The following is a 26,226-nucleotide window of genomic DNA, read 5'->3' on the forward strand; positions in this document are numbered from 1 at the left end:
GGAATGCGCTCTCCTGTAGGAGCTGCCGCAGGCTGCGATCTTTTGATTTTCAGATCCACCCGCCCCACTGCAATAAAAAGATCCCGATGTTGGTGGTCACAGCCGCCATCAGCGTAGTAATCACGATGATCGCCGCCGCCAGTTCATGATTGCCATCGGCCGCGCGAGCCATGACGAAACTGGCCGCGGCGGTCGGGCTACCGAAGTACAGAAACAGAATCCCCAACTCCGCACCACGAAAACCCCAGAGCCACGCACCGAGCGTCGCCAGAATCGGCAGGCCGAGCATTTTCACCAGGCTTGAACTAAGCGCCATCGAACCGCTTTTGCGCATCGCCGCCAGCGACAGCGTGCCGCCGATGCAGATCAACGCCAGTGGCAAAGTGGTTTGCGCCAGATACTGGCCGGACGTCTCCAGCCATCCCGGCAGGCTGATTTTGAAGTACGCAAACGGCGCCGCCGCAATCACGCTGATGATCAACGGATTGACCATGACGCTTTTGCAGATGCTCCACGGATCGGACTTGATCACCGGGCTGTACACCGCCAGCACAATGGTCGAGAGCGTGTTGTAGAACAGGATCACCAGCGCCGCGAGAATCGCCCCGAGGGAAATCCCATAGTCGCCGTACATGCTGGCCGCCAGCGCCAGGCCGATCACCCCGTTGTTACCGCGGAAGGCGCCCTGGGTGTAGATCCCGCGGTCTTCGCGCGGGCACTTGAAGATCGCCCAGCCCCAGGCAATGGCAAAGCACACCAGGGTCGCGAGGGAGAAATAGATCAGCAGCGCCGGTTGCAGCGCGGCGTGCAGGTCGGCATGCAGAATGCCCAGAAACAACAACGCCGGCATGGTGACGTTGAACACCAGGGACGACGCGGTGTGGATGAAATTGTCGTTGATCCAGTCGATGCGTTTGAGCAAAACCCCGAGAAACAGCATGGCGAACACCGGTGCGGTGATGTTCAGGGTTTCGAGGAAAATTGCCAGCATGCCGGGAGGACCTTGGGGTGGGCGTCGTTAGGTGGCTAATGATAAGCCACTGAGAACTTCGGCGCCTGCCAGATCGCCATCGCTGGCAAGCCAGCTCCCACAGTGATCTTCAGTGTTCACACCATTTGTGCAACAAAGAAGCCCTCTGTGGGAGCTGGCTTGCCAGCGATGAACGATAACGCGGTCTTACGTAATCGGCGCCGGGTTGAACAACGTGATGTCGTTATGCAGCTTGTGCTTTTCAGCCCATGTCTGTTGCTTGCCGCTGGCCACGTCCAGGTAGTAGTGGAACAACTCCCAGCCAAGCTCCTCGATGGAAGCGCGCCCGGTAGCGATTCGGCCTGCGTCGATGTCGATCAGGTCTGGCCAGCGTTGCGCCAGTTCGGTCCGGGTCGACACCTTCACCACCGGCGCCATGGCCAAACCGTAAGGCGTGCCACGCCCGGTGGTGAACACATGCAGGTTCATCCCGGCCGCCAGTTGCAACGTGCCGCAGACAAAGTCGCTGGCCGGGGTCGCACAGAAGATCAGGCCTTTTTCCTTGAACCGTTCGCCAGGGCCGAGCACGCCGCTGATCGCGCTGCTGCCGGACTTGACGATCGAACCCAGCGACTTCTCGACAATGTTCGACAACCCGCCCTTCTTGTTGCCCGGCGTGGTGTTGGCGCTGCGATCCGCTTCGCCCTTGGCCAAGTAACGGTCGTACCAGTCCATTTCCCGTACCAGTTCCTGCGCGACTTCCTTGGTTTGCGCCCGGGAAGTCAGCAGGTAGATCGCGTCGCGCACTTCGGTGACTTCGGAGAACATCACCGTCGCACCCGCGCGCAGCAACAGGTCCGAGGCATAGCCCAGCGCCGGGTTGGCGGTAATGCCGGAGAACGCATCGCTGCCGCCGCACTGCATGCCGAGGATCAACTCGGACGCCGGCACGGTTTCCCGGCGACGTTGGTCGAGCTTCTTCAGACGGGTTTCCGCCAGTTCCATGATCTGTTCGATCATCTCGGTGAAACCGTGACTGGAATCCTGCAGGCGGTACAGCCATGGCTCACTCAAGTCCACCGAGGCGTCGTTCTCATGCATCACCTGCCCGGCCTGCAATTTCTCGCAGCCCAGACTGATCACCAGAGCCTCGCCGCCCAGGTTCGGGTTGCGCGCCAGATTGCGCACGGTGCGGATCGGGATGTACGCGTCAGTCGCGGTGATCGCCACGCCACAGCCGTAGCTGTGGGTCAGCGCCACCACGTCATCGACGTGCGGGTACTTGGGCAGCAACTCGTCCTTGATGCGCTTGACCGCGTGATCCAGCACGCCGGTCACGCACTGCACGGTGGTGGTGATGCCGAGAATGTTGCGCGTGCCAACGGTGCCGTCGGCGTTGCGATAACCCTCGAAGGTGAAGCCTTCCAGCGGTGCTGGCGCGGCCGGCACTTCGGTGGACAGCGGCAGGCTGTCCAGCGGTGGCGCGGTCGGCATGCGCAGTTGATCTTCCTTGACCCAACTGCCGCGTGGAATCGGCTGCAAGGCGTAGCCAATGACCTGGCCGTAACGAATCACCTGGCCACCCTCGGGAATGTCTTCCAGGGTGACCTTGTGGCTTTGTGGCACGAAGTCCACGGTGACCAGGCCATCCGCAAACTCGGTACCGGCCGGGACGCCCTGATCATTGACCACGATCACCACGTTGTCCCGCTCGTGCAGGCGGATGTAGCGCGGCGAGTCGGAATGTTCAATCAACTGCATGACGCCGCTCCTCAGGAATGCGCTTGAGACAATTTGTTGTTGGTTTCAGGACCGTTGACCGGTGGCTCTTTGAGCACCACACGCTTGATCGGACCAACGATGACCAGATAGCTGAACACCGCGACCAGTGCGTTGCAACCGACGAATACCAACGCCCATTTGAACGAACCGGTGGAGCTGATGATGTAGCCGATCACGATCGGGGTGGTGATCGAAGCGATGTTACCGAAGGTGTTGAACAAGCCACCGCTCAGACCGGCGATCTGCTTCGGCGAGGTGTCGGACACAACAGCCCAGCCCAGTGCGCCCACGCCTTTGCCGAAGAATGCGAGGGCCATGAAGCCGACGACCATCCATTCAACATCCACGTAGTTACAGGCCACGATGCTGCTGGAAACCAACAGGCCGGCGATGATCGGCGCCTTGCGGGCGAAGGTCAGTGAATGGCCTTTGCGCAGCAGGTAGTCGGAGATTACCCCGCCCAGCACACCACCAATGAAGCCGCAGATCGCCGGCAACGAGGCGATGAAACCGGCCTTCAGGATGGTCATGCCGCGTTCTTGCACCAGGTACACCGGGAACCAGGTCAGGAAGAAGTAGGTGATGCCGTTGATGCAGTATTGGCCCAGGTACACGCCGAGCATCATGCGGTTGGTCAGCAGCTGACGAATGTAGTCCCACTTCGGGCCGTCGGCTTTTTTGCCTTTGCCCTTGTCCTGGTCCATGTCGACCATGCCGCCGTTGTCGGCGATGTGTTTGAACTCGGCATCGTTGATCATCGGGTGCTGGCGCGGGCTGTAGATCACTTTCAGCCAGATGCCGGAGAAGATGATGCCGATCACGCCCATGACGATGAACACGTGCTGCCAGCCGAAGCTGTAGACGATCCAGCCCATCAGCGGTGCGAACAACACGGTGGCAAAGTATTGCGCCGAGTTGAAGATCGCCGACGCGGTGCCGCGTTCAGCGGTCGGGAACCAGGCCGCCACGATACGCGCGTTGCCGGGGAAGGACGGCGCTTCGGCCAGGCCCACCAGGAAGCGCAGCATGAACAGCGCAACCACGGCCGTGGACATGCCGAACTCGCCGACATAGCCCTGCAGGACGGTGAACAGCGACCAGGTGAAGATGCTCAGTGCGTAGATTTTTTTCGAACCGAAACGGTCCAGCAGCCAGCCACCGGGAATTTGCCCGGCCACGTAGGCCCAACCGAATGCGGAGAAGATATAGCCGAGGGTAACGGCATCAATGCCGAGGTCTTTTTGCAGGCTGGAGCCGGCGATTGCGATGGTAGCCCGGTCGGCGTAGTTGATCGTGGTCACCAGAAACAGCATGAGCAGGATCAAATAGCGGACGTGAGTCGGCTTCTGGGTCGATTGCATGTAGATGTACTCCCACAAATTATTTTTATGCGCGGGTGAATCTTTGGATATTCCCTGTAGGAGCTGTCGAGTGAAACGAGGCTGCGATCTTTTGATCTTTAAAAGCAAAGATCGCAGCCTTCGGCAGCTCCTACAGGGGTATTGCGGTGAATCAGCCGATGTAGGAGGTTTTTACGACCGTGTAGAACTCTTGCGCATAGCGACCTTGCTCACGTGATCCATAGGATGAACCTTTACGGCCACCGAACGGAACGTGGTAATCCACGCCGGCGGTCGGCAGGTTGACCATCACCATCCCGGCCTGGGAGTGGCGCTTGAAGTGGTTGGCGTACTTCAAGGACGTGGTGGCGATGCCCGCCGACAGACCGAATTCGGTGTCGTTGGCCATGGCCAGGGCAGCTTCGTAATCGGCAACGCGGACGATGTTGGCCACTGGGCCAAAGATCTCTTCCTGACTGATACGCATCGACGCTTCGCTGTCGGCAAACAGGGTTGGCGCGAGGAAATAACCCTCGGTGTCGCAGGTCACCAGACCACCGCCGCTGACCAGACGTGCACCTTCGGACTGGCCGATGTCGATGTACTTCATGTCCTGTTCAAGCTGGGCCTGGGAAACCACCGGACCGATGTCGGTGCCGGCTTTCAGCGCGTGACCGACCTTGATCGACTTCATGCGCTCGGCCATGGCTTCGACGAACTTGTCGTGGATGCCGGCGGTGACGATGAAGCGGCTCGACGCCGTGCAACGCTGGCCGGTGGAGTAGAACGCGCTCTGTACCGACAACTCGACCGCTTGCTTGAGGTCGGCGTCGTCGAGAATGACCTGCGGGTTCTTGCCGCCCATTTCCAACTGAACTTTGGCCTGGCGCGACACGCAGCTCACGGCGATCTGGCGACCAACACCCACGGAACCGGTGAAGCTGATGCCGTCGACTTTCGGGCTGTGGACCAACGCATCGCCAACCACACGACCGCTGCCCATCACCAGGTTGAACACGCCGGCCGGGAAGCCTGCGCGGGAGATGATTTCCGCCAGCGCCCAGGCGCAACCCGGCACCAGGTCAGCAGGCTTGAGCACGACGCAGTTGCCGTAGGCCAGGGCCGGGGCGATTTTCCACGAAGGAATGGCAATCGGGAAGTTCCACGGGGTGATCAGACCCACCACGCCCAAGGCTTCGCGAGTAACTTCGACGTTGACGCCCGGACGCACCGACGGCAGATAGTCACCGGACAGGCGCAGGCATTCACCGGCGAAGAACTTGAAGATGTTGCCGGCGCGGGTCACTTCGCCGATCGCTTCGGGCAGGGTCTTGCCCTCTTCGCGAGCCAGCAGGGTGCCGAGTTCTTCGCGACGGGCGAGGATTTCAGTGCCGACTTTATCCAGCGAATCATGACGCGCCTGAATGCCGGAAGTGGACCACGCCGGGAACGCGGCACGGGCAGCATCGATGGCGGCGTTGACTTGAGCCAGGTCAGCCTTGGCGTAGTCGCCGATGGTGTCGCTCAGCTCGGACGGGTTGATGTTGGCCGAGTAATCGCCACCGGCAACCCATTCACCATTGATGTAGTTATCGAAACGCTTTGCATCTGCCACTTTGAGATCTCCTCACGCAAAAGGCCGCTGATTGCTCAGCGGCCTTACTTAAACGGATGTGTTACTGCGCACCCTGCTTGTCGATCAGCGCGGCGAGCATTTCGTACTCTTCGCCGGTCAGATCGGTCAGCGGTGCCCGCACAGGGCCTGCGTCATAGCCGGCAATTTTTGCCCCGGCCTTGACGATGCTCACGGCATAGCCAGACTTGCGGTTGCGGATGTCCAGGTACGGCAGGAAGAAGTCGTCGATGATCTTGCCGACGGTGGCGTGATCTTCACGAGCGATCGCGTGGTAGAAGTCCATCGCGGTTTTCGGGATGAAGTTGAACACCGCCGAAGAGTAAACCGGCACGCCCAGCGCCTTGTAGGCAGCGGCGTAGACTTCGGCGGTCGGCAAGCCGCCCAGGTAACTGAAGCGATCACCGAGGCGGCGACGGATCGACACCATCAACTCGATATCGCCCAGGCCATCCTTGTAGCCGATCAGGTTCGGGCAGCGCTCGGCCAGACGTTCCAGCAGCGGCGCGTTCAGGCGGCAGACGTTACGGTTGTAGACCACGACGCCGATGTTGACCGATTTGCACACGGCTTCAACGTGGGCGGCAACGCCGTCCTGGCTGGCTTCGGTCAGGTAGTGCGGCAGCAGCAACAGGCCTTTGGCGCCCAGACGTTCGGCTTCCTGTGCGTACTCGATGGCTTGACGGGTCGAACCGCCCACGCCGGCCAGGATTGGCACGCTGGTGGCGCAAGTGTCGACGGCAGTCTTGATGATTTCCGAATATTCGCTGGCCGCCAGAGAGAAGAACTCACCGGTGCCGCCTGCGGCGAACAGAGCCGAGGCGCCGTATGGGGCCAGCCATTCGAGACGTTTGATGTAGCCAGCGCGGTTGAAATCGCCCTGTGCATTGAAATCGGTAACCGGGAAAGACAGCAGACCGGAAGAGAGGATGGACTTCAGTTCTTGTGGATTCATTATTCGAACACCCTGAGTTGCGACGTTTGTGTGAAATGACTGTTCAGCCTGCGCTGAAGTTGTAGGTCATCGTACAACTTAAAATACAACCGTCAACTGCATTTCATCGCCATGGGTGAAAATTGTTCGACAAGAAAGGCTGTGAATCAGATTTTTAGCGGGTTTCAGCGGAGGGAGGAGAGTTGCGAGCGCCGTGATAAACGGTCATTTGAGAGATACGTTGTCGGAAGATTTGGGATAACTGCAGATTTGTTTTATGGCTTACGGCCCTATCGCGAGCAAGCTCGCTCCCACAGGGTCCGGGTGCTGATCTAAATTTTGTGATCGACACAAGACACTGCGGGAGCGAGCTTGCTCGCGATGGCGGTAGCTCAGACGATGGGGGCAGTTGCTTACCCCCGCTGTGCCTCTGCCTCTTCATGGGCATGACGCAACCGCTCGCGGCTGTTGGTCAAATGCAGGCGCATGGCTGCGCGTGCCGCATCGGAATCCTGGCGGGCGATGGCGTCGTAGATTTCTTCGTGCTCTCGGCTCAGGCGATTCATGTAGTGCTGCTGATCGTCATGGGCCAGCCGCGCGGAGTTGAGGCGTGTGCGCGGAATGATGCTGGTGCCCAGGTGAGTCATGATGTCGGTGAAGTAGCGGTTGCCGGTCGACAACGCAATCTGCAGGTGGAACTGGAAGTCCGACGCCACGGCATCGCTGGCGTGGGAGACGCTTTCGTTCAGTGCATCCAGCGCCGCACGCATCAACGCCAACTGCTCGGAACTGCGACGTTGCGCGGCAAGGCCGGCGGATTCCACTTCGAGGCTGATGCGCAATTCCAGAATCGCCAGCACGTCACGCAAGGTGACGACGGTTGCCGGGTCGATACGGAAACCGCTCGGGCTCGGTGTATCCAGCACGAAGGTGCCGATGCCGTGGCGGGTTTCCACCTGCCCCGCCGCCTGCAAACGGGAGATCGCTTCGCGCACTACCGTGCGGCTGACGCCATGGGCATCCATGATCGCCGACTCGGTGGGCAACTTGTCGCCGCGCTTGAGGTGACCGTCGCGGATCTGCTCGGACAGCACCGTCACCAGTTCCTGAGCGAGGCTGCGGCGCTTGCGAGGTAGGCGTGGTGCGTCGTTCAGGTTTTCCATGGTGGACATCTGTCTCGAAAAATTCGGCTGCTGAAACCGCATCATAGCGCAACACGGTTGTACGATCACCACCACCCTTGTAGGAGCAAAGCTTGCTCGCGATGAACGATAACGCGGTCCCAGATCGAAAACCGCATGATGGCCATCGCGAGCAAGCTTTGCTCCTACAGGGGCATGGTGTTTATGCAGTCACAGTCTGGTCCACCAAATGGCCGTTCTCGATCCGTACATGCCGTGGATGGAAGCGCTTGAGACTGCTGCGATGGCCGACACTGACAATGCTCAACCCCGGCAACTCGTCGATCAGCGCCTGATACAGCGACGCCTCATCCTCTTCGTCCATCGCCGACGTCGCTTCGTCCATGTACAGCCATTGCGGTGCATACAGCAGCGCACGGGCAAAGGCCAGGCGTTGCTGCTCACCCGGCGAGAGCATGCGCTGCCAGTGGTTGGCTTCGTCGAGACGTCCGACCAGATGCGGCAAGCGGCAGGTTTCCAGTACGTGTGCGTAACGCTCGTTCGGATAAGTATCGCCGGCCTGTGGATAACTCAGCGCCTCACGCAACGTGCCGATCGGCAGATATGGCTTTTGTGGCAGGAACAGATACCGCGCCGCCGGCAGGCGAATGCTGCCGTGGCCTGCGGGCCACAAGTGCCCCATCGCCCGCAACAGCGTCGACTTGCCGCTACCGGAACGACCGCTGAGCATCACGCGCTCGCCCTCCTCCACGGTCATGTCGGCATTGGTCAGCAAGTGACGGCCGTCAGCGAGATCCAGGCCAAGGTTGTGCATCTTCAAGGCCGCGCCCGTGTTCTGCACGTCGATGGCCGGTGCGCGCTCCTCGTTGTCGGTCATGGCCTGACGGAAGCTGAGCAGACGATCGCAGGTGGCACGCCATGAAGCGAGGCTTTGATAGGCACTGATAAACCAGCTGAAACTTTCCTGCACGTTGCCGAACGCCGAGCTGATTTGCATCAACTCGCCGAGCTCGATCTTGCCCGAGAGGTAACGCGGCGCAGCCACGATGAACGGGAAGATAATGGCCGCCTGGCTGTAACCGGCCGTGAAGAACGTCAGGCGCTTGGACACCTTCATGATGTCCCAGAAGTTATGCCAGACCATCCCGAAGCGGCCGCTCAACCGGCGGTTTTCGTTCGGTTCGCCGTTGTACAGCGCGATGCTTTCGGCGTTCTCGCGAATCCGCACCATGGAGAAACGCAGGTCGGCTTCGAAGCGTTGTTGTTGATTGTTCAAACCGATCAAGCGACGACCAATCAAATGCGTCAACCAGCTACCGACCACCGCGTAAACCAGCACGCACCAGAACATGTAGCCGGGAATGGTGATGCCGAAGACTTCGATACTGCCCGATACGCCCCACAGAATGATCGAGAAAGACACCAGGCTGACGATATTGCGCAGCAGCCCGATACCCAGTTCGAGGGTGTTGGAGGTGAAGTTGTTGAGGTCTTCGGAAATCCGCTGGTCCGGGTTATCGGTGTAGCCGCCCTGCTCCAGCTTGTAGTAATTCTTGTCGCTGAGCCAACGGGAAAAATGCTTTTCGGTGAGCCAGGCCCGCCAGCGAATCGTCAACATCTGAGTGAGGTAGAGGCGATACACCGCGCCGACAATCGCCACCGCCGCAATCGCGCAGAAGTACAGAATCAGCCGCCAGAAAGCAGCTTCGTCTTTCTGTTGCAGCGCGTTGTAGAAGTCCTTGTACCAGGTGTTGAACCACACCGAGATCCCCACGCTGATCAGCGACAGCGCAATCACCGCGATCAACAGCGTCCAGGCCTTGACCTTCTCTTCACTCTGCCAATATGGCGTGATCATCGCCCACACTTTGCGAAAAAACTGCCCGCGCACAGCATCGTTGACCGCGGAATACTCAGCGTTCTGATTCATGGATAAGGCTCGATAGAGAAAAGTACACGCACGAACCGATCATAGATGATCGGTCCGGTTTGTCGCGAGGAGCGGCCCGCATTCGTTCAGCGCAGGTTCAGCGGCGAACGGGGCGTTTCTGCAGTTTGCGCTGCAGCGTGCGGCGGTGCATGCCCAGGGCACGGGCAGTGGCGGAGATGTTGCCTTCGTGCTCGGTCAGCACGCGCTGGATGTGTTCCCACTGCAAGCGGTCCACGGACATCGGGTTTTCCGGCACCAGGCTGTCGAGGTCGGCGTGCTCGGACAGCAGCGCGGCCAATACGTCGTCGGCGTCGGCCGGTTTGCACAGGTAGTTGCAGGCGCCACGCTTGATGGCTTCGACGGCGGTGGCAATACTCGAATAACCGGTGAGGATTACCACGCGCATTTCCGGGTCCATTTCCAGCAACTTGGGCAGCAGCACCAGGCCCGAGTCGCCGTCCATTTTCAGGTCCAGCGCGGCGTAGTCCGGCAGGTCAGCCTGAGCCAGCGCGAGGCCTTCTTCGGCGGAACCGGCCGTGCTCACACGGAAACCACGGCGAGCCATGGCGCGGGCCATCACGCGGGTAAAGGTCGCGTCGTCATCGACCAGCAGCAAATGCGGCAGTTCTTCGCCTTCGACTTGGATTTCGTCACTCATGTTCGTCTCCTCGGGCGCCGTGAGGCAGGCGCAGCTCGGTGAGCGTGCCGCCTTCTTCATGACTGTAGAGTTTCACTGAGCCGCCGGCGCGTGTCACGCTGGCCTTGCTCAAAAACAGGCCCAGGCCGAAGCCTTTGCCCTTGGTGGTAAAAAACGGCTTGCCGATCTGCTCGGCAATGGCCAGCGGCACACCGGCACCGTGGTCGCGGATGCTGATGGTCAAATCTTCGGCATTCCAGTCCAGGGTCACTTGCAGCCCTTCGGGACAGGCATCCGCTGCGTTGTTCAGCAAATTTAGCAACGCCTGGGTCAGGTCCGGCGGCGGTGCCATGCGCGGCACCGTGCCCTGGCCGAGGCGCTGGAAGCGGTAACTGGCTTCCGGGCGCATCAAGTGCCAGCGATTGAGCGCTTCGTCGAGCCAGTCGGTGACGTCCTGCATCTCCACCGCCAACCGGCGATTGGCCTCGGCGGCGCGCACCAGTTGCTGCAACGTCTCTTTGCACAGCTTGACCTGATCCTGCAGCACGCTCAGGTCGTCCTGCAACATCGGGTCGTGATGGTCCTGACGCATCTCCTTGAGCAGCACGCTCATGGTTGCCAGCGGCGTGCCCAGTTCATGGGCGGCGCCTGCTGCTTGCGTGGCCACGGCCAGCAATTGCTGATCGCGCAGGCCTTCTTCGCGGCGGATGGCGCGCAACTCTTCCTGACGGCGCAGCTCTTCAGCCATGCGCGCGGCGAAGAAAGTGATCACCGCCGCCGCGAGGGCGAAGCTCAACCACATCCCGTACACCTGCAGGTTTTCTCGGGCGATCGGGAAGGTTTGCAGCGGATAGAAGCGCGCCAGCAGCAAGGTGTACATCGTCAGCGCGATGCCCGACAGGATCACCGAGTATCGCCACGGCAATGTCACGGCGGCGATGGTCAGCGGCACCAGGTAATAAGAGACGAAGGGGTTGGTCGAACCGCCGGAGAAATACAGCAAGGCACTGTGTATAAACAGATCACAGGCCAGTTGCACGGCGTATTCAAGCTCGGTGACCGGCCACGAAGTGCGCAGGCGAATTGCCGTAAATGCGCACAGCAGCATCGAACAACCGAGGGTCGCGGCCAGTTGGAACCAGGGCAGCGGCAGCAATTCGAGCCAATACGCCAGGCCCACGGAACCGGCTTGGGCGGCCAGCACCAAAGTACGGATGAACGTCAGCCGCCAAAGGTTCTGGCGAGTGGCGGAAGTGATTTGAACGGGGGCGAGCATGAGCTCTCCTGATGAGCGCTCCAGGCGGATCGCAGGGAGTATAACCAAGCGGCGCCTTCAGAAGCGAAAGTGCGGCAAACGACCACATGCCAAGGAAGGTTTGCTGCGCCTATGTGGCCGCCATCGCGGGCAAGCCTTGCTCCTACAGACCCGTGTCGTGCATCAATCCTTTGACCGAATCAGAACTGTAGGAGCAAGGCTTGCCCGCGATTGGCTGCGAAGCAGCCACCTTCAATCGATCTGTATAGAAGTTGTAACTGTGCGAACCGGATCATTAAAGCTAGAGTCTGATGGTTTCACGCAGGCTCGGACAAAAACCTGCGCACCACCTTAGGAGCTTTCATGCACACATTCCGCCGCAGCGCCGCCCTTCTCGCCCTGAGCGTTGGCACCGTCGCCAGCCTTCCGGCCCTGGCTGCCGACGAGCTTCATTACAACCAGATTTCCCTGCGCGCCGAAGTCAGCCAGGAAGTGGCTCGCGACCTGATGATCGTGACCCTGTACACCGAAGAGCAAAACACCGACCCGGCCAAACTCGCCGCCGACGTCAGCACCACCATGAACAAGGCGCTGGCCCAGGCCAAGCAAGTCAAGGACATCACCCTGCGCCAGGGCAGCCGCAACAGCTACCCGATCTACGACGCCAAGGGCCAGAAAATCACTGGCTGGCGTGAACGCGCCGAGTTGCGCCTGGAAAGCACCGATTTCGCCGCACTGTCGAAGCTGACCGGCGAACTGCTCACCGACCTGAAGATGGGCGGCATGGACTTCGCCATTGCCACGCCAACCCGCAAGGCCAGTGAAGACACCCTGCTCAAGGATGCCGTGACCGCCTTCAAGGCCCGCGCACAATTGGCGACCGACGCACTGGGTGGCAAAGGCTACAAAATCGTCAATCTGAACTTCAACAGCAACGGCTACCCGCAGCCCTACATGCGCGCGCCGATGATGATGAAAGCTGCGAGCATGGACGGTGCTGCCCCGGTGACCCCGGAAGTGGAAGCCGGTACCAGCCAGGTCAGCATGACGGCTGACGGTTCGATTGAAGTGCTGATGCCTTAATCGGTAACCCGCAGGCGAAAAAAGGCGATCACTCCGGTGGTCGCCTTTTTTTTTGCAAACTACGTCTATGCTGATTCTGGAAACGGACAGGAATACCCCTGAAAAACGACATCAGTTGCACTTGGTACAACTGCCGACCTTCGACCAAAACGAGTGCAACAATAACCACTCCCATTTAACCCCTACCCACCCCCACAGGACGGGGTATAAATAGGTAACACCCCGCCCCACGCGCGAGCAGACCGACGCTTTAACGCACCATAAAAGTGCGACTATTGCACTGCAAAAACGCCGCGCAAACGGTCAAATGCGTCAAAAATTATACATATGCGACATTAAGGTACGTTCGTGCCACCGTTTAAGACCTGTAGTCGCTCAAGATCTTGCATTGGGTATGCCCCCTGCATAAGTATCCGCAGGCACGACTCACGAGGTCGTCCTCAAAATTAAAAAATGACAACAAATCATGAGGCCACCATGCTTAAACAAGCGGTCATTCCGTTTTTAGTCGGCGCTAGCTTGTTAGCCGCCGCACCGTTCGCTCAAGCTGCGACCAATCTGGTGTTCTGCTCCGAAGGGAGCCCGGCCGGTTTCGATCCAGGTCAATACACCACCGGAACCGACTTCGACGCCTCTGCAGAAACCATGTTCAACCGCCTGACTCAGTTCGAGCGCGGCGGCACCGCCGTTATTCCTGGCCTGGCGACCAGCTGGGACGTCTCCGATGACGGCCTGACGTACACCTTCCACCTGCGTGACGGTGTCAAGTTCCACACCACCCCGTACTTCAAGCCGACTCGTGATTTCAACGCCGACGACGTGCTGTTCACCTTTAATCGCATGATTAACAAGGATGACCCGTTCCGCAAAGCGTACCCGACCGAATTCCCGTACTTCACCGACATGGGGATGGACACCAACATCACCAAGATCGATAAAGTCGACGACAAGACCGTCAAGTTCACTCTGAAAGAAGTTGATGCCGCGTTCATCCAGAACATGGCCATGAGCTTCGCCTCCGTCCAGTCCGCCGAGTACGCTGCCCAGCTGCTCAAGGAAGGCAAGGCTGCCGACATCAACCAGAAGCCGATCGGCACTGGTCCGTTCGTGTTCAAGAGCTACCAGAAAGACTCCAACATCCGCTACACCGGGAACAAGGACTACTGGAAGCCTGATGACGTGAAGATCGACAACCTGATCTTCGCCATCACCACCGACCCGTCGGTACGTATCCAGAAGCTGAAAAAGGGCGAGTGCCAGATCACTCTGTTCCCTCGCCCGGCCGACCTGAAGGCGCTGCGCGAAGACAAGGCCCTGAAGCTGCCTGACCAGGCCGGCTTCAACCTGGGTTACATCGCCTACAACGTGATGCCGCAGCTCAAGGGTCAAACCGTTCCAAACCCGCTGGCCGATCTGAAAGTGCGTCAAGCGCTGGATATGGCGGTCAACAAGCCACAGATCATCGAATCGGTCTATCAGGGCGCAGGCCAACTGGCTGTCAACGCCATGCCGCCGACCCAATGGTCCTACGACACCACGATCAAGGACGCCAAATACGATCCTGAAAAAGCCAAGGCGCTACTCAAGGAAGCTGGCGTCAAAGAGGGTACCGAAATCGTTCTGTGGGCGATGCCGGTACAACGTCCGTACAACCCGAACGCCAAGCTGATGGCTGAGATGCTGCAGTCCGACTGGAAGAAGATCGGCCTGAACGTCAAAATCCAGAGCTACGAATGGGGCGAGTACATCAAACGCGCCAAAGGCGGCGAACAGCAAGCAATGCTGATTGGCTGGAGCGGCGACAATGGTGATCCGGACAACTGGCTGAACGTGCTGTTCGGTTGCGACTCGCTGAGCGGCAACAACTTCTCCAAATGGTGCGATCCGAAGTTTGATGGCATCGTCAAGGAAGCCAAGCGTACCTCTGACCAGGCCAAGCGCACCGAACTGTACAAGCAGGCGCAACACGTCCTCAAAGACGCTGCTCCATACACACCTATCGCTCACTCGACGGTGTTCCAACCCATGCGTGCCGAAGTGCAGGACTTCAAGATCAGCCCGTTTGGCTTGAACTCCTTCTACGGCGTCAGCGTCAGCAAATAAGATCGGGTAACGGCGACGTCCTGGACGTCGCCGTTACTTTATCGACCGAGAAAGCAGGAATTCGCCTACATCCAAATCGTCTGCTGACTACAGCAGTCCGTTAGGACGTGTCGTCTTTTCCTACGAGTCTGTAAGGCTCTTCGCATGTACTGCCGGACCCACGGATTATACCGTCGGGATCCGACCAGCTCATGCGTGGGCTATCGGTTTTGCTGCACGTCATGGCTTGAAGCCAATGAGGCCTCCACGTCCCCGAGCGGGACGAAGGCCCATTGCCAAAACACTGAACAAGAGAGAGCGTCATGCGCCATACCTTGGTTTTATCCGCATTGCTGGGCACCGGCCTGTTGGCCGCCACCTCCATGAGCCAGGCCGCCAATAACAGCCTGGTGTTCTGCTCGGAAGGCAGCCCCGCCGGTTTCGACACGGCGCAGTACACGACCGCGACCGACAACGACGCCGCCGAACCGCTGTACAACCGACTGGCAGAGTTTGAAAAAGGCGCGACCAATGTCGTACCGGGTCTGGCCACGAGTTGGGATATTTCCGAAGACGGCCTCAAGTACACCTTTCACCTGCGCCCGGGCGTGAAGTTTCATACAACCAAGTACTTCACTCCGACCCGCGACTTCAATGCCGATGACGTGTTGTTCACGTTCAACCGCATGCTCGATCCGCAACAACCTTTCCGTAAGGCCTACCCGACGGAGTTCCCCTACTTCAACGGCATGAGCCTGAACAAGAACATCGCCAAGGTCGAAAAGACCGGGCCGCTGACCGTGGTCATGACGCTTAACAGCGTGGACGCCGCGTTCATCCAGAACATCGCCATGAGCTTCGCCGCGATCCTCTCCGCCGAGTACGCCGACAAGCTGCTGGCCGAAGGCAAGCCGAGTGACATCAACCAGAAGCCGATCGGCACCGGGCCGTTCGTGTTCAAGAGCTACCAGAAAGACTCGAACATCCGGTACACCGGCAACAAGCACTACTGGGACCCGAGCCGCGTGAAGCTCGACAACCTGATTTTCGCCATCAACACCGACGCTTCGGTGCGGGTGCAGAAACTCAAAGCCGACGAGTGCCAGATCACCCTGCACCCGCGCCCGGCCGATGTCACCGCGCTGAAGAACGACCCAAAACTGCAACTGATCGAGAAGCCCGGTTTCAACCTCGGCTACATCGCCTACAACGTGCGCCACAAGCCGTTCGACCAGCTTGAAGTGCGCCAGGCGCTGGACATGGCGGTGAACAAGCAAGGCATTCTCAACGCCGTTTACCAGGGCGCGGGGCAACTGGCGGTCAACGCCATGCCACCGACCCAATGGTCCTACGACGAGACCATCAAGGACGCCGCCTACAACCCGGAAAAAGCCAAGGAACTGCTCAAGGCTGCCGGCGTGAAAGAAGGCACCGAAATCACCCTGTGGGCCATGCCCGTACAGCGCCCGTACAACCCCAACGCCAAGTTGATGGCCGAGATGCTCCAGGCTGACTGGGCGAAGATCGGTCTGAAGGTCAAGATCGTCAGCTACGAATGGGGCGAGTACATCAAGCGCACCAAGAACGGCGAGCACGACATCAGCCTGATCGGCTGGACCGGTGACAACGGTGACCCGGACAACTGGCTTGGCACGCTGTACAGCTGCGACGCCATTGGCGGCAACAACTACTCCATGTGGTGTGATCCGGCTTACGACAAGCTGATCAAGCAGGCCAAAGTCGTGACCGACCGCGACCAGCGCACCCTGCTCTACAAACAGGCGCAGCAGTACCTCAAACAGCAGGTGCCGATCACGCCGGTCGCCCACTCGACGGTCAACCAGCCGTTGAGCGCCAAAATCGAAGGGTTCAAAGTCAGCCCGTTCGGTCGCAACGTGTTCTCGGGTGTCAGCATCGAAAAATAAAACCGTGTAGCTAAAACGCTGGGGGCGCATTGCGTCCTCACGCAAGCGTATTGCCGTAATTCGCCCACAAGGCTTACAGCAAACGTTTGCGATGCGTGAAATGAGTTCTAAACCAAAAGCCGGACACCAAAAAAGACCGGCATAAAAAAAAGAAAGTAAGGAGCTTTACCCATGAAACTGAGCAGCACCGCGATACTGGCGTTGGCCATCAGCAGCGTAACCGCCACGGCTTACGCTGAAACCCAGAGCCAGGCGTTCACCCCGGTTACCGTTAATGAAAAAAGCGCCCAAGCCGAAGCCACCGGCTTCCTCGAAGGCCAGTCGATCACCGGCACCACTCGCAACTGGTACGCCAACGAGCAATTCAAGCGTGGCGGCGTAGTGCGTTACAACAAAGACGGCGCATTGCAGACAACTGATCGTCGTATCAACTGGGTTCAAGGCACCATTATCAAGTACAACTCGGGCTTCACCGAGGGCACTGTCGGTGTCAGCACTGAAGTGGCGGCTTACAACGCCATCGCGCTGGACCGAGACCGTAAAGATCTGGCATCCGGCTTTGGCGGCGCACCTGGCGATCGTGAAAGGGCTGGCAACAACCGTACCCTGACCGAAGAAGGCGGCGACGCCGTTGGCCAGTGGAGCAAACTGGGCCTGGCCAACGTCAAGGCGCGTGTTTCCAACACCACCCTGACCGCCGGTCGTCAGAACTTCAGCAGCCCAATGGTCGACGTCATCGGTAACCGTGCGCTGCCTTCGAGCTTCCAGGGTGTGGCGATCCACAGCGAAGAGCTGAACAACCTGCAATTCGACTTGGCTACCTTCGACCGCAACTCTCCGCGTACCGAAGAAAGCCAGCGTAAATTCCGCACCGAATACGCCAACGGCATCGTTGAAACCGATCACGTCTACACCGGCGGCATCACCTACACCCCGTTCGCCAGCCTGACCACCAGCCTCTGGGCCACCCAGGCTGAAGACATCTGGAACCAGTACTACTTCGGCGCCACCCACGTACTGGGCGACAGCCAGGTACTGAGCCTGACCACCGGCCTGAACTACTACAAAACCCAAGAAGAAGGTAAGGCGCTGATCGGCGACATCGATAACGACACCTACTCCCTGTCGTTCGGCCTGACTCACCAGGCTCACAGCCTGACCTTCTCGTACCAGGAAGTGAACGGTAACGAGTACTTCGATTACCTGCACGAAACCAACGGCATCTACCTGGCCAACTCCCTGCTGTCGGACTTCAACGGCCCGAACGAGAAATCCTTCCAGGTGGCCTACGGTCTGAACATGGCCGAATACGGCGTGCCAGGCCTGAAGTTCAACATCTACCAGGCTCGCGGATGGGGCATTGACGGCACTCATTACACCGGCAACAAAGGTGTAGCGGACAAGGGCTACGACGGCATCCAGACGCAAGACGGCGAGCACCACTACGAATACGGCATCGGTGCTTCGTACGCCGTACAAAGCGGCCCGCTCAAGGCCACTACTCTGCGTGCGACCTACACCGCTCACCGCGCCAGCGAAAACCAGGCCGATGGCAGCCTCAACGAGTTCCGTCTCGTGACCACCATCCCGTTCAACATTCTGTAATGCATGTGCCGAGCGGCGAATTCCGTGAAGAATCGCCGTTCGGCTTTTGTCCTTTAACCGATTGCAGAGGGTTCTTGATGAAAATGCTTCCCCTACGTGCGGCCATCGCGGCCGCCTTGCTGAGTGTCGCGGTGGGCGTATCGGCCAAACCGCTGGTGGTTTGCACCGAAGCCAGTCCAGAAGGCTTCGACATGGTCCAGTACACGACTGCAGTCACAGCCGATGCGGTGGCCGAAACCATCTTCAATCGCCTGGCGGACTTCAAGCCCGGCACCACGGACGTGATTCCGGCACTGGCCGAATCCTGGGACATCAGCGAAGACGGCCTGAGCTACACGTTCCACCTGCGTAAAGGCGTCAAGTTTCACACCACCGAATACTTCAAGCCGACCCGCGACATGAATGCCGACGACGTGGTCTGGAGCTTCCAGCGTCAGCTGGACCCGAATCATCCGTGGCACAAACTGTCGAGCGTGGGCTTCCCGTACTTTGAAAGCATGGGCTTCAAAGAGCTGCTCAAGAGCGTCGAGAAAGTCGACGACAACACGGTCAAGTTCACCCTGACCCGTCGTGAAGCGCCGTTCCTGGCGGATATCGCCATGGCCTTCTCGTCGATCTACTCCGCCGAGTACGCCGATCAGTTGCTCAAGGCCAACAAGGCCGGCGACCTGAACAACAAGCCGGTCGGCACCGGCCCGTTCGTCTTCCAGCGCTACAACAAGGACGCCCAGGTTCGCTTCAAGGCCAACCCGGACTACTTCCGTGGCAAGCCACCGGCCGAGGCGTTGATCCTGGCCATCGCCACCGACAACAACGTGCGCCTGCAGAAACTCAAGGCCAACGAGTGCCAGGTCGCGCTGTATCCGAAGCCGGACGACATCCCGAGCATCAAGAAAGACGACAAGCTGAAAGTCGATGAACTGAATGCGATGACCGTCTCGTACGTGGCCATGAACACCACGCACAAGTACATGAGCGACGTGCGGGTGCGCAAAGCCATCGACATCGCCTTCGACAAGGAAGCCTATGTCAACGCGCTGTTCGGCAAAGGCAACGCGACCGCGGCAGTCAACCCGTTCCCCGATACACTGCTGGGCTACAACCACGACCTGAAGAACCCGGTCCGTGACCTGGACAAGGCTCGCGCCCTGCTCAAGGAAGCCGGCGTACCGGAAGGCACCACCTTCACCCTGTTCACCCGCAACGGTGGCGGCCCGACCAACCCGAACCCGATGCTTGGCGCGCAGATGATGCAAGCCGACCTGGCCAAGGTCGGGATCAAGATCGACATTCGCGTGATGGAATGGGGCGAAATGCTCAAACGCGCGAAAAACGGTGAACACGACATGGTTTCCGCCGGATGGGCGGGCGACAACGGCGACCCGGATAACTTCCTGACGCCTATGCTCAGTTGCGAAGCGGCCAAGAACGGCGAAAACTATGCACGCTGGTGCAATGACAAATTCCAGGCCCTGATCGATCAGGCCCGCGAAAAAACCGACCCGGCCGAGCGTGCAGCACTGTACGAACAGGCCCAGGTTATTTTTAACCAGGACCAGCCATGGATCAGCATGGCACACACTAGAATGTTCACCGCAATGCGTAACAACGTAGAGGGTTATCACATTAGCCCCCTCACCACGAATAACTTCGCCACCACCCAGGTGAAGTAAATAAGAAAACTCCCGGCGTGCCTGACCCAGGCATGCCGGGCACGCCTAACCGGCTGATGAGGTACAACACACGATGTTTAGTTTTATTGCCCGCCGACTGGGGTTACTGATCCCCACGTTCTTCGGCATCACCCTGCTGACTTTCGCGTTGATTCGCATGATCCCTGGCGACCCCGTGGAAGTCATGATGGGAGAACGTAGGGTCGATCCCGAAATGCACGCTCAGGCAATGGAACGCCTAGGTCTGAACAAACCCCTGTATGCCCAGTACCTGGATTACATCGGCAAACTGGCCCACGGCGATCTCGGGGAATCCCTGCGTACCCGTGAAAGTGTATGGACCGAGTTCACCTCCCTCTTCCCCGCGACCCTGGAACTGTCCATGGCCGCGCTGTTGTTCGCCGGTATCCTGGGCCTTCTGGCCGGGGTGATCGCGGCACTCAAGCGAGGATCCCTGTTCGACCACGGGGTGATGGGCATCTCCCTCGCGGGATACTCGATGCCGATCTTCTGGTGGGGCCTGATCCTGATCATGTTCTTCTCGGTGTCCCTGGGCTGGACCCCGGTGTCCGGGCGGATCGACCTGCTCTACGACATCGAGCCGCGCACCGGCTTCATGCTGATCGATACGTTGCTGGCCGATGATGTCGGCGCGTTCTTCGATGCCCTGCATCACCTGATCCTGCCGGCCATCGTGCTCGGCACCATCCCGCTGGCGGTGATCGCGCGGATGACCCGTTCGTCGATGCTCGAAGTGCTGCGTGAAGACTACATCCGTACCGCCCGCGCCAAAGGCCTGTCGCCGTCGCGCGTGGTGTTCGTGCACGGTCTGCGTAACGCGCTGATTCCGGTACTGACGGTGGTCGGTCTGCAAGTCGGCACCCTGCTGGCCGGTGCGGTCCTGACCGAAACCATCTTCTCCTGGCCGGGCATCGGCAAATGGCTGATCGAAGCCATTGGCGCCCGGGACTACCCAGTCGTACAAAACGGCATCCTGTTAATCGCCTGCCTGGTGATTCTGGTCAACTTCGTAGTGGACATCCTCTACGGCTTTGCCAACCCACGCATCCGTCATCAGCGCTGAGGTCAATAACCATGAGCACTCCAACATCCTCAGTAGCCACCGCCGCCTCCGCCGTGGATCAAAGTCTGCTGTACCCGTCGCCGTACAAAGAATTCTGGCAAGCGTTCTCCAAGAACAAAGGCGCCGTTGCCGGCCTGATGTTCATGCTGCTGGTGATTTTCTGCGCCATCTTCGCCCCGTGGGTTGCCCCCCATGACCCGAGCGAGCAGTACCGTGATTTCCTGCTGACCCCGCCAGCCTGGCTGGAAGGTGGGCAGATCCAGTTCCTGCTCGGCACCGATGAACTGGGTCGCGACCTGCTGTCGCGCCTGATTCAGGGTTCGCGCCTGTCGCTGCTGATCGGCTTGTCGTCGGTGGTGATGTCGCTGATTCCGGGGATCCTGCTGGGTCTGTTCGCCGGTTTCTTCCCGAAAGCGGTCGGCCCGACCATCATGCGTCTGATGGACATCATGCTGGCCCTGCCGTCGCTGCTGCTGGCCGTGGCGATCGTCGCCATCCTTGGCCCTGGCCTGATCAACACCGTGATCGCGATCGCTGTGGTGTCCCTGCCGTCCTACGTTCGTCTGACCCGCGCTGCGGTGATGGGCGAGCTGAACCGCGACTACGTGACCGCCGCGCGCCTGGCCGGTGCCGGTCTGCCACGTCTGATGTTCGTGACTGTGCTGCCTAACTGCATGGCACCACTGATCGTTCAGGCAACCCTGAGCTTCTCCTCGGCGATTCTCGATGCCGCCGCTCTGGGCTTCCTCGGTCTTGGCGTACAACCGCCAACCCCTGAGTGGGGCACCATGCTGGCCTCGGCCCGCGACTATATCGAACGCGCCTGGTGGGTGGTCAGTCTGCCTGGTTTGACCATTTTGCTCAGCGTGCTGGCAATCAACTTGATGGGTGACGGCCTGCGCGACGCGCTGGACCCGAAACTCAAGAACGCCGCCTGAGGAGATTCCAATGTCACTGTTAGAAATCAAGAATCTCAACGTTCGCTTCGGCGACAAGAACGCTACGCCCGTGGTCGATGGCCTCGACCTGAAAGTCGACAAAGGCGAAGTGTTGGCGATCGTTGGCGAGTCGGGTTCGGGTAAATCCGTGACCATGATGGCGCTGATGGGCCTGATCGAGCATCCCGGCATCGTTACCGCTGACTCGCTCAGCTTCGACGGCAAGGACATGCTCAAGCTGAGCAACCGTCAGCGTCGGCAAATCGTCGGCAAAGACCTGTCGATGGTCTTCCAGGACCCGATGACCGCACTGAACCCGAGCTACACCGTCGGTTTCCAGATCGAAGAAGTGCTGCGCCTGCACCTGAAAATGTCCGGCAAGGCAGCGCGCAAGCGTGCCATCGAACTGCTGGAAAAAGTTGAGATCCCGGGCGCGGCCAGCCGCATGGACGCCTACCCGCATCAACTGTCCGGTGGCATGAGCCAGCGCGTTGCGATCGCCATGGCTATTGCCGGCGAGCCGAAACTGCTGATCGCCGACGAACCGACCACGGCTCTCGACGTAACGATCCAGGCGCAGATCATGGACCTGCTGCTGGCGTTGCAGAAAGAGCAGAACATGGGCCTGGTGCTGATCACCCACGACCTCGCCGTCGTGGCTGAAACCGCCCAGCGCGTGTGCGTGATGTACGCCGGTCAAGCCGTCGAAGTCGGTCAAGTGCCACAGTTGTTCGACATCCCGGCGCACCCGTACAGCGAAGCATTGCTCAAGGCGATTCCGGAACACAGCCAGGGTGCCGCGCGCCTGTCGACCCTGCCGGGTATCGTGCCCGGTCGCTACGACCGTCCGCAGGGTTGCCTGCTGTCGCCGCGCTGCCCGTACGTGCAGGACAACTGCCGCTCGCAGCGTCCGGCCCTCGACCCGAAAAGCAACAGCCTCGCCCGCTGCTTCTACCCGCTGAACCAGGAGGTGGCGTAATGGCCGTCGTACTTACCGCCCGCGACCTGACCCGTCACTACGAAGTGTCCCGTGGCATGTTCAAGGGTCACGCCACCGTACGCGCCCTCAACGGTGTGTCGTTTGAACTGGAAGCCGGCAAGACCCTCGCTGTCGTAGGCGAGTCGGGTTGTGGCAAGTCCACCCTGGCCCGCGCCCTGACCCTGATCGAAGAGCCGTCTTCGGGCTCCTTGAAAATCGCCGGCCAGGAAGTCGCCGGCGCCGACAAGGCCCAGCGCAAGCAATTGCGCAAAGACGTGCAGATGGTGTTCCAGAGCCCTTACGCTTCGTTGAACCCACGGCAGAAAGTCGGCGACCAGCTGGCTGAGCCGCTGCTGATCAACACCAACCTGTCGGCCTCCGACCGTCGCGAGAAAGTTCAGGCGATGATGAAGCAAGTGGGCTTGCGTCCTGAGCACTACCAGCGTTATCCGCACATGTTCTCCGGCGGTCAGCGCCAGCGGATTGCCCTGGCCCGAGCGATGATGCTCCAGCCTAAAGTGCTGGTCGCGGATGAGCCGACCTCGGCGCTGGACGTATCGATCCAGGCACAGGTGCTGAACCTGTTCATGGATCTGCAGCAAGAGTTCAACACCGCCTACGTGTTCATCTCCCACAACCTGGCGGTGGTGCAACACGTTGCCGATGACGTGATGGTGATGTACCTCGGTCGCCCGGTGGAAATGGGGCCGAAGAACGACATCTACGAGCGCCCTCTGCACCCTTACACCCAGGCACTGTTGTCGGCCACACCGACGATTCACCCGGACCCGAACAAACCGAAAATCAAGATCGTCGGGGAGTTGCCCAACCCGCTGAACCCGCCACCCGGCTGCGCGTTCCACAAGCGCTGCCCGTACGCCACCGAGCGTTGCAGCACTGAAGAGCCGGCCCTGCGCCTGCTCGACAGTCGTCAGGTGGCTTGCCACTACGCCGAGCAGTTCGTACACGGCGCGGCGTAAAAACCGGGTTGACAGAACCCCTTCCATTTCAGGTGGAAGGGGTTTTATTTTGTCTGCGATTTACGTCTGGCTATCGCCTTCGTCGGAGTCATCGGAGTCCGGTTCGTCGGTAGTCGAGTCATCGTCGCCCTCAGCCCCACCTTGCCCTTTATCGCCCGGCTCAGATTCAGACTTGGCGATCATCAGTTCGCCATGCGCGCCCTGCCCGCTCGAAGCCTGAGTCTCATGATCCTCACACTCGGCCCAGACCGCCGAGCTACCGAGGGTCAACATCACCAACACCTTCATCATCAATAAAATGCGGAGCAATCTGTTCATGGCCGAATCCATCCTTTCGAAAAGTGCCTGTCTGGCGCTGATTGAAATCTAGTTCCGATCAGCCCGGATCTCCAGATAGGACGCTAATGAACGGACGGAAATGCCGTCGATGTAGAGATTGGTTTTGAATAACAGTTATGCCGAAAAGATCAAAAGATCGCAGCCTTCGGCAGCTCCTGCATTGAAATGGACGACCTGTAGGAGCTGCCGAAGGCTGCGATCTTTTGATCTCCAACAAAAAACCCCGAGGCTTTCGCATCGGGGTTTTCGGTGTAGCCACTCAGCGCTTAATGATGCTCACGCGTCGCACGGAATTTCACGTCCGGCCAGCGTTCTTCCATCAGTGCCAGGTTGACCCGCGTAGGCGCGAGGTAGGTCAGGTGACCGCCGCCGTCCAGTGCCAGGTTTTCCACAGCCTTGTTGGAGAATTCCTCGAGCTTCTTCTTGTCGCTGCATTCGATCCAGCGGGCCGAGTAAACAGTGATCGGCTCGTAGGAGCACTCGACCTTGTATTCCTCTTTCAAACGGCTGGCGACCACATCGAACTGCAGCACACCGACGGCGCCGAGGATGATGTCGTTGCTGCGCTCCGGGAAGAACACCTGGGTCGCGCCTTCTTCGGCCAATTGCTGCAGGCCTTGGCGCAGTTGCTTGGATTTCAGCGGATCACGCAGACGCACGCGACGGAACAGTTCCGGGGCGAAGTGCGGGATGCCGGTGAAGCCCAGGACTTCGCCTTCGGTAAAGGTGTCGCCGATCTGAATGGTGCCGTGGTTGTGCAGGCCGATGATGTCGCCGGCAAACGCCTCTTCCAGTTGCTCACGCTCTGAGGAGAAGAACGTCAGCGCGTCGCCGATCCGTACGTCCTTGCCGGTGCGCACGTGGCGCATCTTCATGCCTTTTTCGTACTTGCCGGAGCAGATACGCATGAAGGCGATCCGGTCGCGGTGTTTCGGGTCCATGTTCGCCTGGATCTTGAAGATGAAGCCCGAGAACTTCTCTTCCACCGGCTCGACGGTGCGCTCGTTGGCCACGCGTGCCAGAGGACGCGGCGCCCAGTCGACAACAGCGTCGAGGACGTGGTCGACACCGAAGTTGCCCAGTGCAGTACCGAAGAATACCGGGGTCAGTTGGCCGTCGAGGAATTCCTGCTGGTTGAACTCGTGGCAAGCGCCCTGCACCAGCTCCAGCTGCTCGATGAAACGCTCGTACTCGTCACCCAGATGCGCACGGGCTTCATCGGAGTCGAGCTTCTCGATGATTTTGGTTTCGGTACGTTCGTGACCGTGACCGGCGGTGTAGACAATGATGTAGTCGTCGGCGAGGTGATAAACACCCTTGAAGTCGCGGTAGCAACCGATCGGCCAGGTGATCGGCGCAGCCTTGATCTTCAGGACCGCTTCGATTTCGTCGAGCAGTTCGATCGGGTCGCGAATGTCACGGTCGAGTTTGTTGATGAAGCTGACGATCGGCGTGTCACGCAGACGGCAGACGTCCATCAGGGCAATGGTCCGTGGCTCTACACCTTTACCGCCGTCTAGCACCATCAACGCCGAGTCCACCGCCGTCAGGGTGCGGTAGGTATCTTCGGAGAAGTCTTCGTGGCCCGGGGTGTCGAGCAGGTTGATCATGTGCTCGCGATACGGGAACTGCATGACCGACGTGGTAATGGAAATACCACGCTGCTTTTCCATTTCCATCCAGTCGGAGGTGGCATGGCGGTCGGACTTACGAGATTTCACCGTACCGGCAACCGCAATCGCCTTGCCCATCAGCAAGAGCTTCTCGGTGATGGTGGTCTTACCGGCATCGGGGTGGGAAATAATGGCGAAAGTGCGGCGTTTCGCGACTTCGGCGGCCTGTTTGGTCATGGGAAATCGCCTGGCAGGTGATTCAAAAAAAGGGCGCAGATTATAGCCCAACTTGAGTCAATAAC

General features: G+C 59.5%; 20 protein-coding genes. 9 read left to right on the forward strand and 11 right to left on the reverse strand.

The window, feature by feature from the left end:
* Positions 1 to 49: 49 nt before the first annotated feature.
* The 9 genes from ACM110_RS11530 to ACM110_RS11570 all read right to left on the reverse strand — a co-directional run bounded on the left by ACM110_RS11530 (position 50) and on the right by ACM110_RS11570 (position 11,644).
* On the reverse strand, positions 50 to 991 hold the full coding sequence (locus ACM110_RS11530; RefSeq protein ID WP_416127864.1) for an AEC family transporter: 942 nt from the start codon (positions 989 to 991) through the stop codon (positions 50 to 52).
* A 186-nt stretch (positions 992 to 1,177) separates the two neighbouring features.
* Positions 1,178 to 2,731, reverse strand: coding sequence for a galactarate dehydratase (gene garD / locus ACM110_RS11535; RefSeq protein ID WP_416127865.1), 1,554 nt, complete (start codon positions 2,729 to 2,731; stop codon positions 1,178 to 1,180).
* 11 nt (positions 2,732 to 2,742) lie between these two features.
* Positions 2,743 to 4,113, reverse strand: coding sequence for an MFS transporter (locus ACM110_RS11540; RefSeq protein WP_416127866.1), 1,371 nt, complete (start codon positions 4,111 to 4,113; stop codon positions 2,743 to 2,745).
* A gap of 151 nt (positions 4,114 to 4,264) precedes the next feature.
* Positions 4,265 to 5,707 (reverse strand): aldehyde dehydrogenase family protein, encoded by a 1,443-nt coding sequence (locus tag ACM110_RS11545; protein WP_416127867.1) that lies wholly within the window; start codon positions 5,705 to 5,707, stop codon positions 4,265 to 4,267.
* A 61-nt stretch (positions 5,708 to 5,768) separates the two neighbouring features.
* Complete coding sequence (gene kdgD, locus ACM110_RS11550; protein WP_416127868.1) at positions 5,769 to 6,680, reverse strand: 5-dehydro-4-deoxyglucarate dehydratase; 912 nt, start codon at positions 6,678 to 6,680, stop codon at positions 5,769 to 5,771.
* 392 nt (positions 6,681 to 7,072) lie between these two features.
* Entirely contained in the window at positions 7,073 to 7,822 is a 750-nt protein-coding gene (locus ACM110_RS11555) for a FadR/GntR family transcriptional regulator (RefSeq protein ID WP_338584681.1), read from the reverse strand.
* A 181-nt stretch (positions 7,823 to 8,003) separates the two neighbouring features.
* Positions 8,004 to 9,731, reverse strand: coding sequence for an ABC transporter ATP-binding protein/permease (locus ACM110_RS11560; protein ID WP_416127869.1), 1,728 nt, complete (start codon positions 9,729 to 9,731; stop codon positions 8,004 to 8,006).
* Positions 9,732 to 9,828: 97 nt separating this feature from the next.
* Positions 9,829 to 10,389 (reverse strand): response regulator transcription factor, encoded by a 561-nt coding sequence (locus ACM110_RS11565; protein WP_150703605.1) that lies wholly within the window; start codon positions 10,387 to 10,389, stop codon positions 9,829 to 9,831.
* Positions 10,382 to 11,644 carry an ATP-binding protein gene (locus ACM110_RS11570; protein ID WP_416127870.1) on the reverse strand — a complete coding sequence of 421 codons (1,263 nt, stop codon included), beginning with the start codon at positions 11,642 to 11,644 and terminating at the stop codon, positions 10,382 to 10,384. The genes ACM110_RS11565 and ACM110_RS11570 overlap by 8 nt, the downstream gene beginning before the upstream one ends.
* A gap of 342 nt (positions 11,645 to 11,986) precedes the next feature.
* On the opposite strand from ACM110_RS11570, the gene ACM110_RS11575 reads away from it, so the two are divergent.
* The 9 genes from ACM110_RS11575 (at position 11,987) to ACM110_RS11615 (ending at position 23,972) form a co-directional block, all read left to right on the forward strand.
* The gene (locus ACM110_RS11575) at positions 11,987 to 12,706 is read left to right on the forward strand and encodes an SIMPL domain-containing protein (RefSeq protein WP_338584677.1); all 720 of its coding nucleotides are present in this window, start codon (positions 11,987 to 11,989) and stop codon (positions 12,704 to 12,706) included.
* A 477-nt stretch (positions 12,707 to 13,183) separates the two neighbouring features.
* Entirely contained in the window at positions 13,184 to 14,809 is a 1,626-nt protein-coding gene (locus tag ACM110_RS11580; RefSeq protein WP_338584676.1) for an ABC transporter substrate-binding protein, read from the forward strand.
* A 302-nt stretch (positions 14,810 to 15,111) separates the two neighbouring features.
* Positions 15,112 to 16,713, forward strand: a complete 1,602-nt coding sequence (locus ACM110_RS11585) for an ABC transporter substrate-binding protein (protein ID WP_338584674.1) — start codon at positions 15,112 to 15,114, stop codon at positions 16,711 to 16,713.
* A 171-nt stretch (positions 16,714 to 16,884) separates the two neighbouring features.
* Positions 16,885 to 18,318, forward strand: coding sequence for an OprD family porin (locus ACM110_RS11590; protein WP_416127871.1), 1,434 nt, complete (start codon positions 16,885 to 16,887; stop codon positions 18,316 to 18,318).
* Positions 18,319 to 18,395: 77 nt separating this feature from the next.
* Positions 18,396 to 19,991 (forward strand): ABC transporter substrate-binding protein, encoded by a 1,596-nt coding sequence (locus tag ACM110_RS11595; protein WP_338584672.1) that lies wholly within the window; start codon positions 18,396 to 18,398, stop codon positions 19,989 to 19,991.
* Positions 19,992 to 20,064: 73 nt separating this feature from the next.
* Positions 20,065 to 21,075: an ABC transporter permease subunit gene (locus ACM110_RS11600; protein WP_075947650.1), complete on the forward strand. Its 1,011-nt coding sequence runs from the start codon at positions 20,065 to 20,067 to the stop codon at positions 21,073 to 21,075.
* 11 nt (positions 21,076 to 21,086) lie between these two features.
* Positions 21,087 to 22,013 carry an ABC transporter permease subunit gene (locus ACM110_RS11605; RefSeq protein WP_150703598.1) on the forward strand — a complete coding sequence of 309 codons (927 nt, stop codon included), beginning with the start codon at positions 21,087 to 21,089 and terminating at the stop codon, positions 22,011 to 22,013.
* Positions 22,014 to 22,023: 10 nt separating this feature from the next.
* Positions 22,024 to 22,992, forward strand: a complete 969-nt coding sequence (locus tag ACM110_RS11610; protein ID WP_338584671.1) for an oligopeptide/dipeptide ABC transporter ATP-binding protein — start codon at positions 22,024 to 22,026, stop codon at positions 22,990 to 22,992.
* The gene (locus ACM110_RS11615; RefSeq protein ID WP_416127872.1) at positions 22,992 to 23,972 is read left to right on the forward strand and encodes a peptide ABC transporter ATP-binding protein; all 981 of its coding nucleotides are present in this window, start codon (positions 22,992 to 22,994) and stop codon (positions 23,970 to 23,972) included. The genes ACM110_RS11610 and ACM110_RS11615 overlap by 1 nt, the downstream gene beginning before the upstream one ends.
* A gap of 60 nt (positions 23,973 to 24,032) precedes the next feature.
* On the opposite strand, the gene ACM110_RS11620 is transcribed toward ACM110_RS11615, so the two are convergent.
* Together ACM110_RS11620 and ACM110_RS11625 are read right to left on the reverse strand one after the other, a co-directional pair.
* Positions 24,033 to 24,290 carry a hypothetical protein gene (locus ACM110_RS11620; protein ID WP_416127873.1) on the reverse strand — a complete coding sequence of 86 codons (258 nt, stop codon included), beginning with the start codon at positions 24,288 to 24,290 and terminating at the stop codon, positions 24,033 to 24,035.
* A gap of 287 nt (positions 24,291 to 24,577) precedes the next feature.
* Complete coding sequence (locus tag ACM110_RS11625) at positions 24,578 to 26,161, reverse strand: peptide chain release factor 3 (RefSeq protein ID WP_008057464.1); 1,584 nt, start codon at positions 26,159 to 26,161, stop codon at positions 24,578 to 24,580.
* Positions 26,162 to 26,226 lie beyond the last annotated feature (65 nt).

The organism is Pseudomonas sp. NFX98, from assembly GCF_047784845.1.
Taxonomy (GTDB): domain Bacteria; phylum Pseudomonadota; class Gammaproteobacteria; order Pseudomonadales; family Pseudomonadaceae; genus Aquipseudomonas.

Bases quoted from the DNA above. Each gene is read 5' to 3' on its own strand.
- ACM110_RS11620 (WP_416127873.1), bottom strand. From the start codon at position 24,290: ATGAACAGATTGCTCCGCATTTTATTGATGATGAAGGTGTTGGTGATG.
- kdgD (WP_416127868.1), bottom strand. From the start codon at position 6,680: ATGAATCCACAAGAACTGAAGTCCATCCTCTCTTCCGGTCTGCTGTCT.
- ACM110_RS11605 (WP_150703598.1), top strand. From the start codon at position 21,087: ATGAGCACTCCAACATCCTCAGTAGCCACCGCCGCCTCCGCCGTGGAT.
- ACM110_RS11585 (WP_338584674.1), top strand. From the start codon at position 15,112: ATGCGCCATACCTTGGTTTTATCCGCATTGCTGGGCACCGGCCTGTTG.
- ACM110_RS11625 (WP_008057464.1), bottom strand. From the start codon at position 26,161: ATGACCAAACAGGCCGCCGAAGTCGCGAAACGCCGCACTTTCGCCATT.
- garD (WP_416127865.1), bottom strand. From the start codon at position 2,731: ATGCAGTTGATTGAACATTCCGACTCGCCGCGCTACATCCGCCTGCAC.
- ACM110_RS11565 (WP_150703605.1), bottom strand. From the start codon at position 10,389: ATGAGTGACGAAATCCAAGTCGAAGGCGAAGAACTGCCGCATTTGCTG.
- ACM110_RS11570 (WP_416127870.1), bottom strand. From the start codon at position 11,644: ATGCTCGCCCCCGTTCAAATCACTTCCGCCACTCGCCAGAACCTTTGG.
- ACM110_RS11610 (WP_338584671.1), top strand. From the start codon at position 22,024: ATGTCACTGTTAGAAATCAAGAATCTCAACGTTCGCTTCGGCGACAAG.
- ACM110_RS11530 (WP_416127864.1), bottom strand. From the start codon at position 991: ATGCTGGCAATTTTCCTCGAAACCCTGAACATCACCGCACCGGTGTTC.
- ACM110_RS11615 (WP_416127872.1), top strand. From the start codon at position 22,992: ATGGCCGTCGTACTTACCGCCCGCGACCTGACCCGTCACTACGAAGTG.
- ACM110_RS11560 (WP_416127869.1), bottom strand. From the start codon at position 9,731: ATGAATCAGAACGCTGAGTATTCCGCGGTCAACGATGCTGTGCGCGGG.
- ACM110_RS11575 (WP_338584677.1), top strand. From the start codon at position 11,987: ATGCACACATTCCGCCGCAGCGCCGCCCTTCTCGCCCTGAGCGTTGGC.
- ACM110_RS11540 (WP_416127866.1), bottom strand. From the start codon at position 4,113: ATGCAATCGACCCAGAAGCCGACTCACGTCCGCTATTTGATCCTGCTC.
- ACM110_RS11595 (WP_338584672.1), top strand. From the start codon at position 18,396: ATGAAAATGCTTCCCCTACGTGCGGCCATCGCGGCCGCCTTGCTGAGT.
- ACM110_RS11600 (WP_075947650.1), top strand. From the start codon at position 20,065: ATGTTTAGTTTTATTGCCCGCCGACTGGGGTTACTGATCCCCACGTTC.
- ACM110_RS11580 (WP_338584676.1), top strand. From the start codon at position 13,184: ATGCTTAAACAAGCGGTCATTCCGTTTTTAGTCGGCGCTAGCTTGTTA.
- ACM110_RS11555 (WP_338584681.1), bottom strand. From the start codon at position 7,822: ATGGAAAACCTGAACGACGCACCACGCCTACCTCGCAAGCGCCGCAGC.
- ACM110_RS11590 (WP_416127871.1), top strand. From the start codon at position 16,885: ATGAAACTGAGCAGCACCGCGATACTGGCGTTGGCCATCAGCAGCGTA.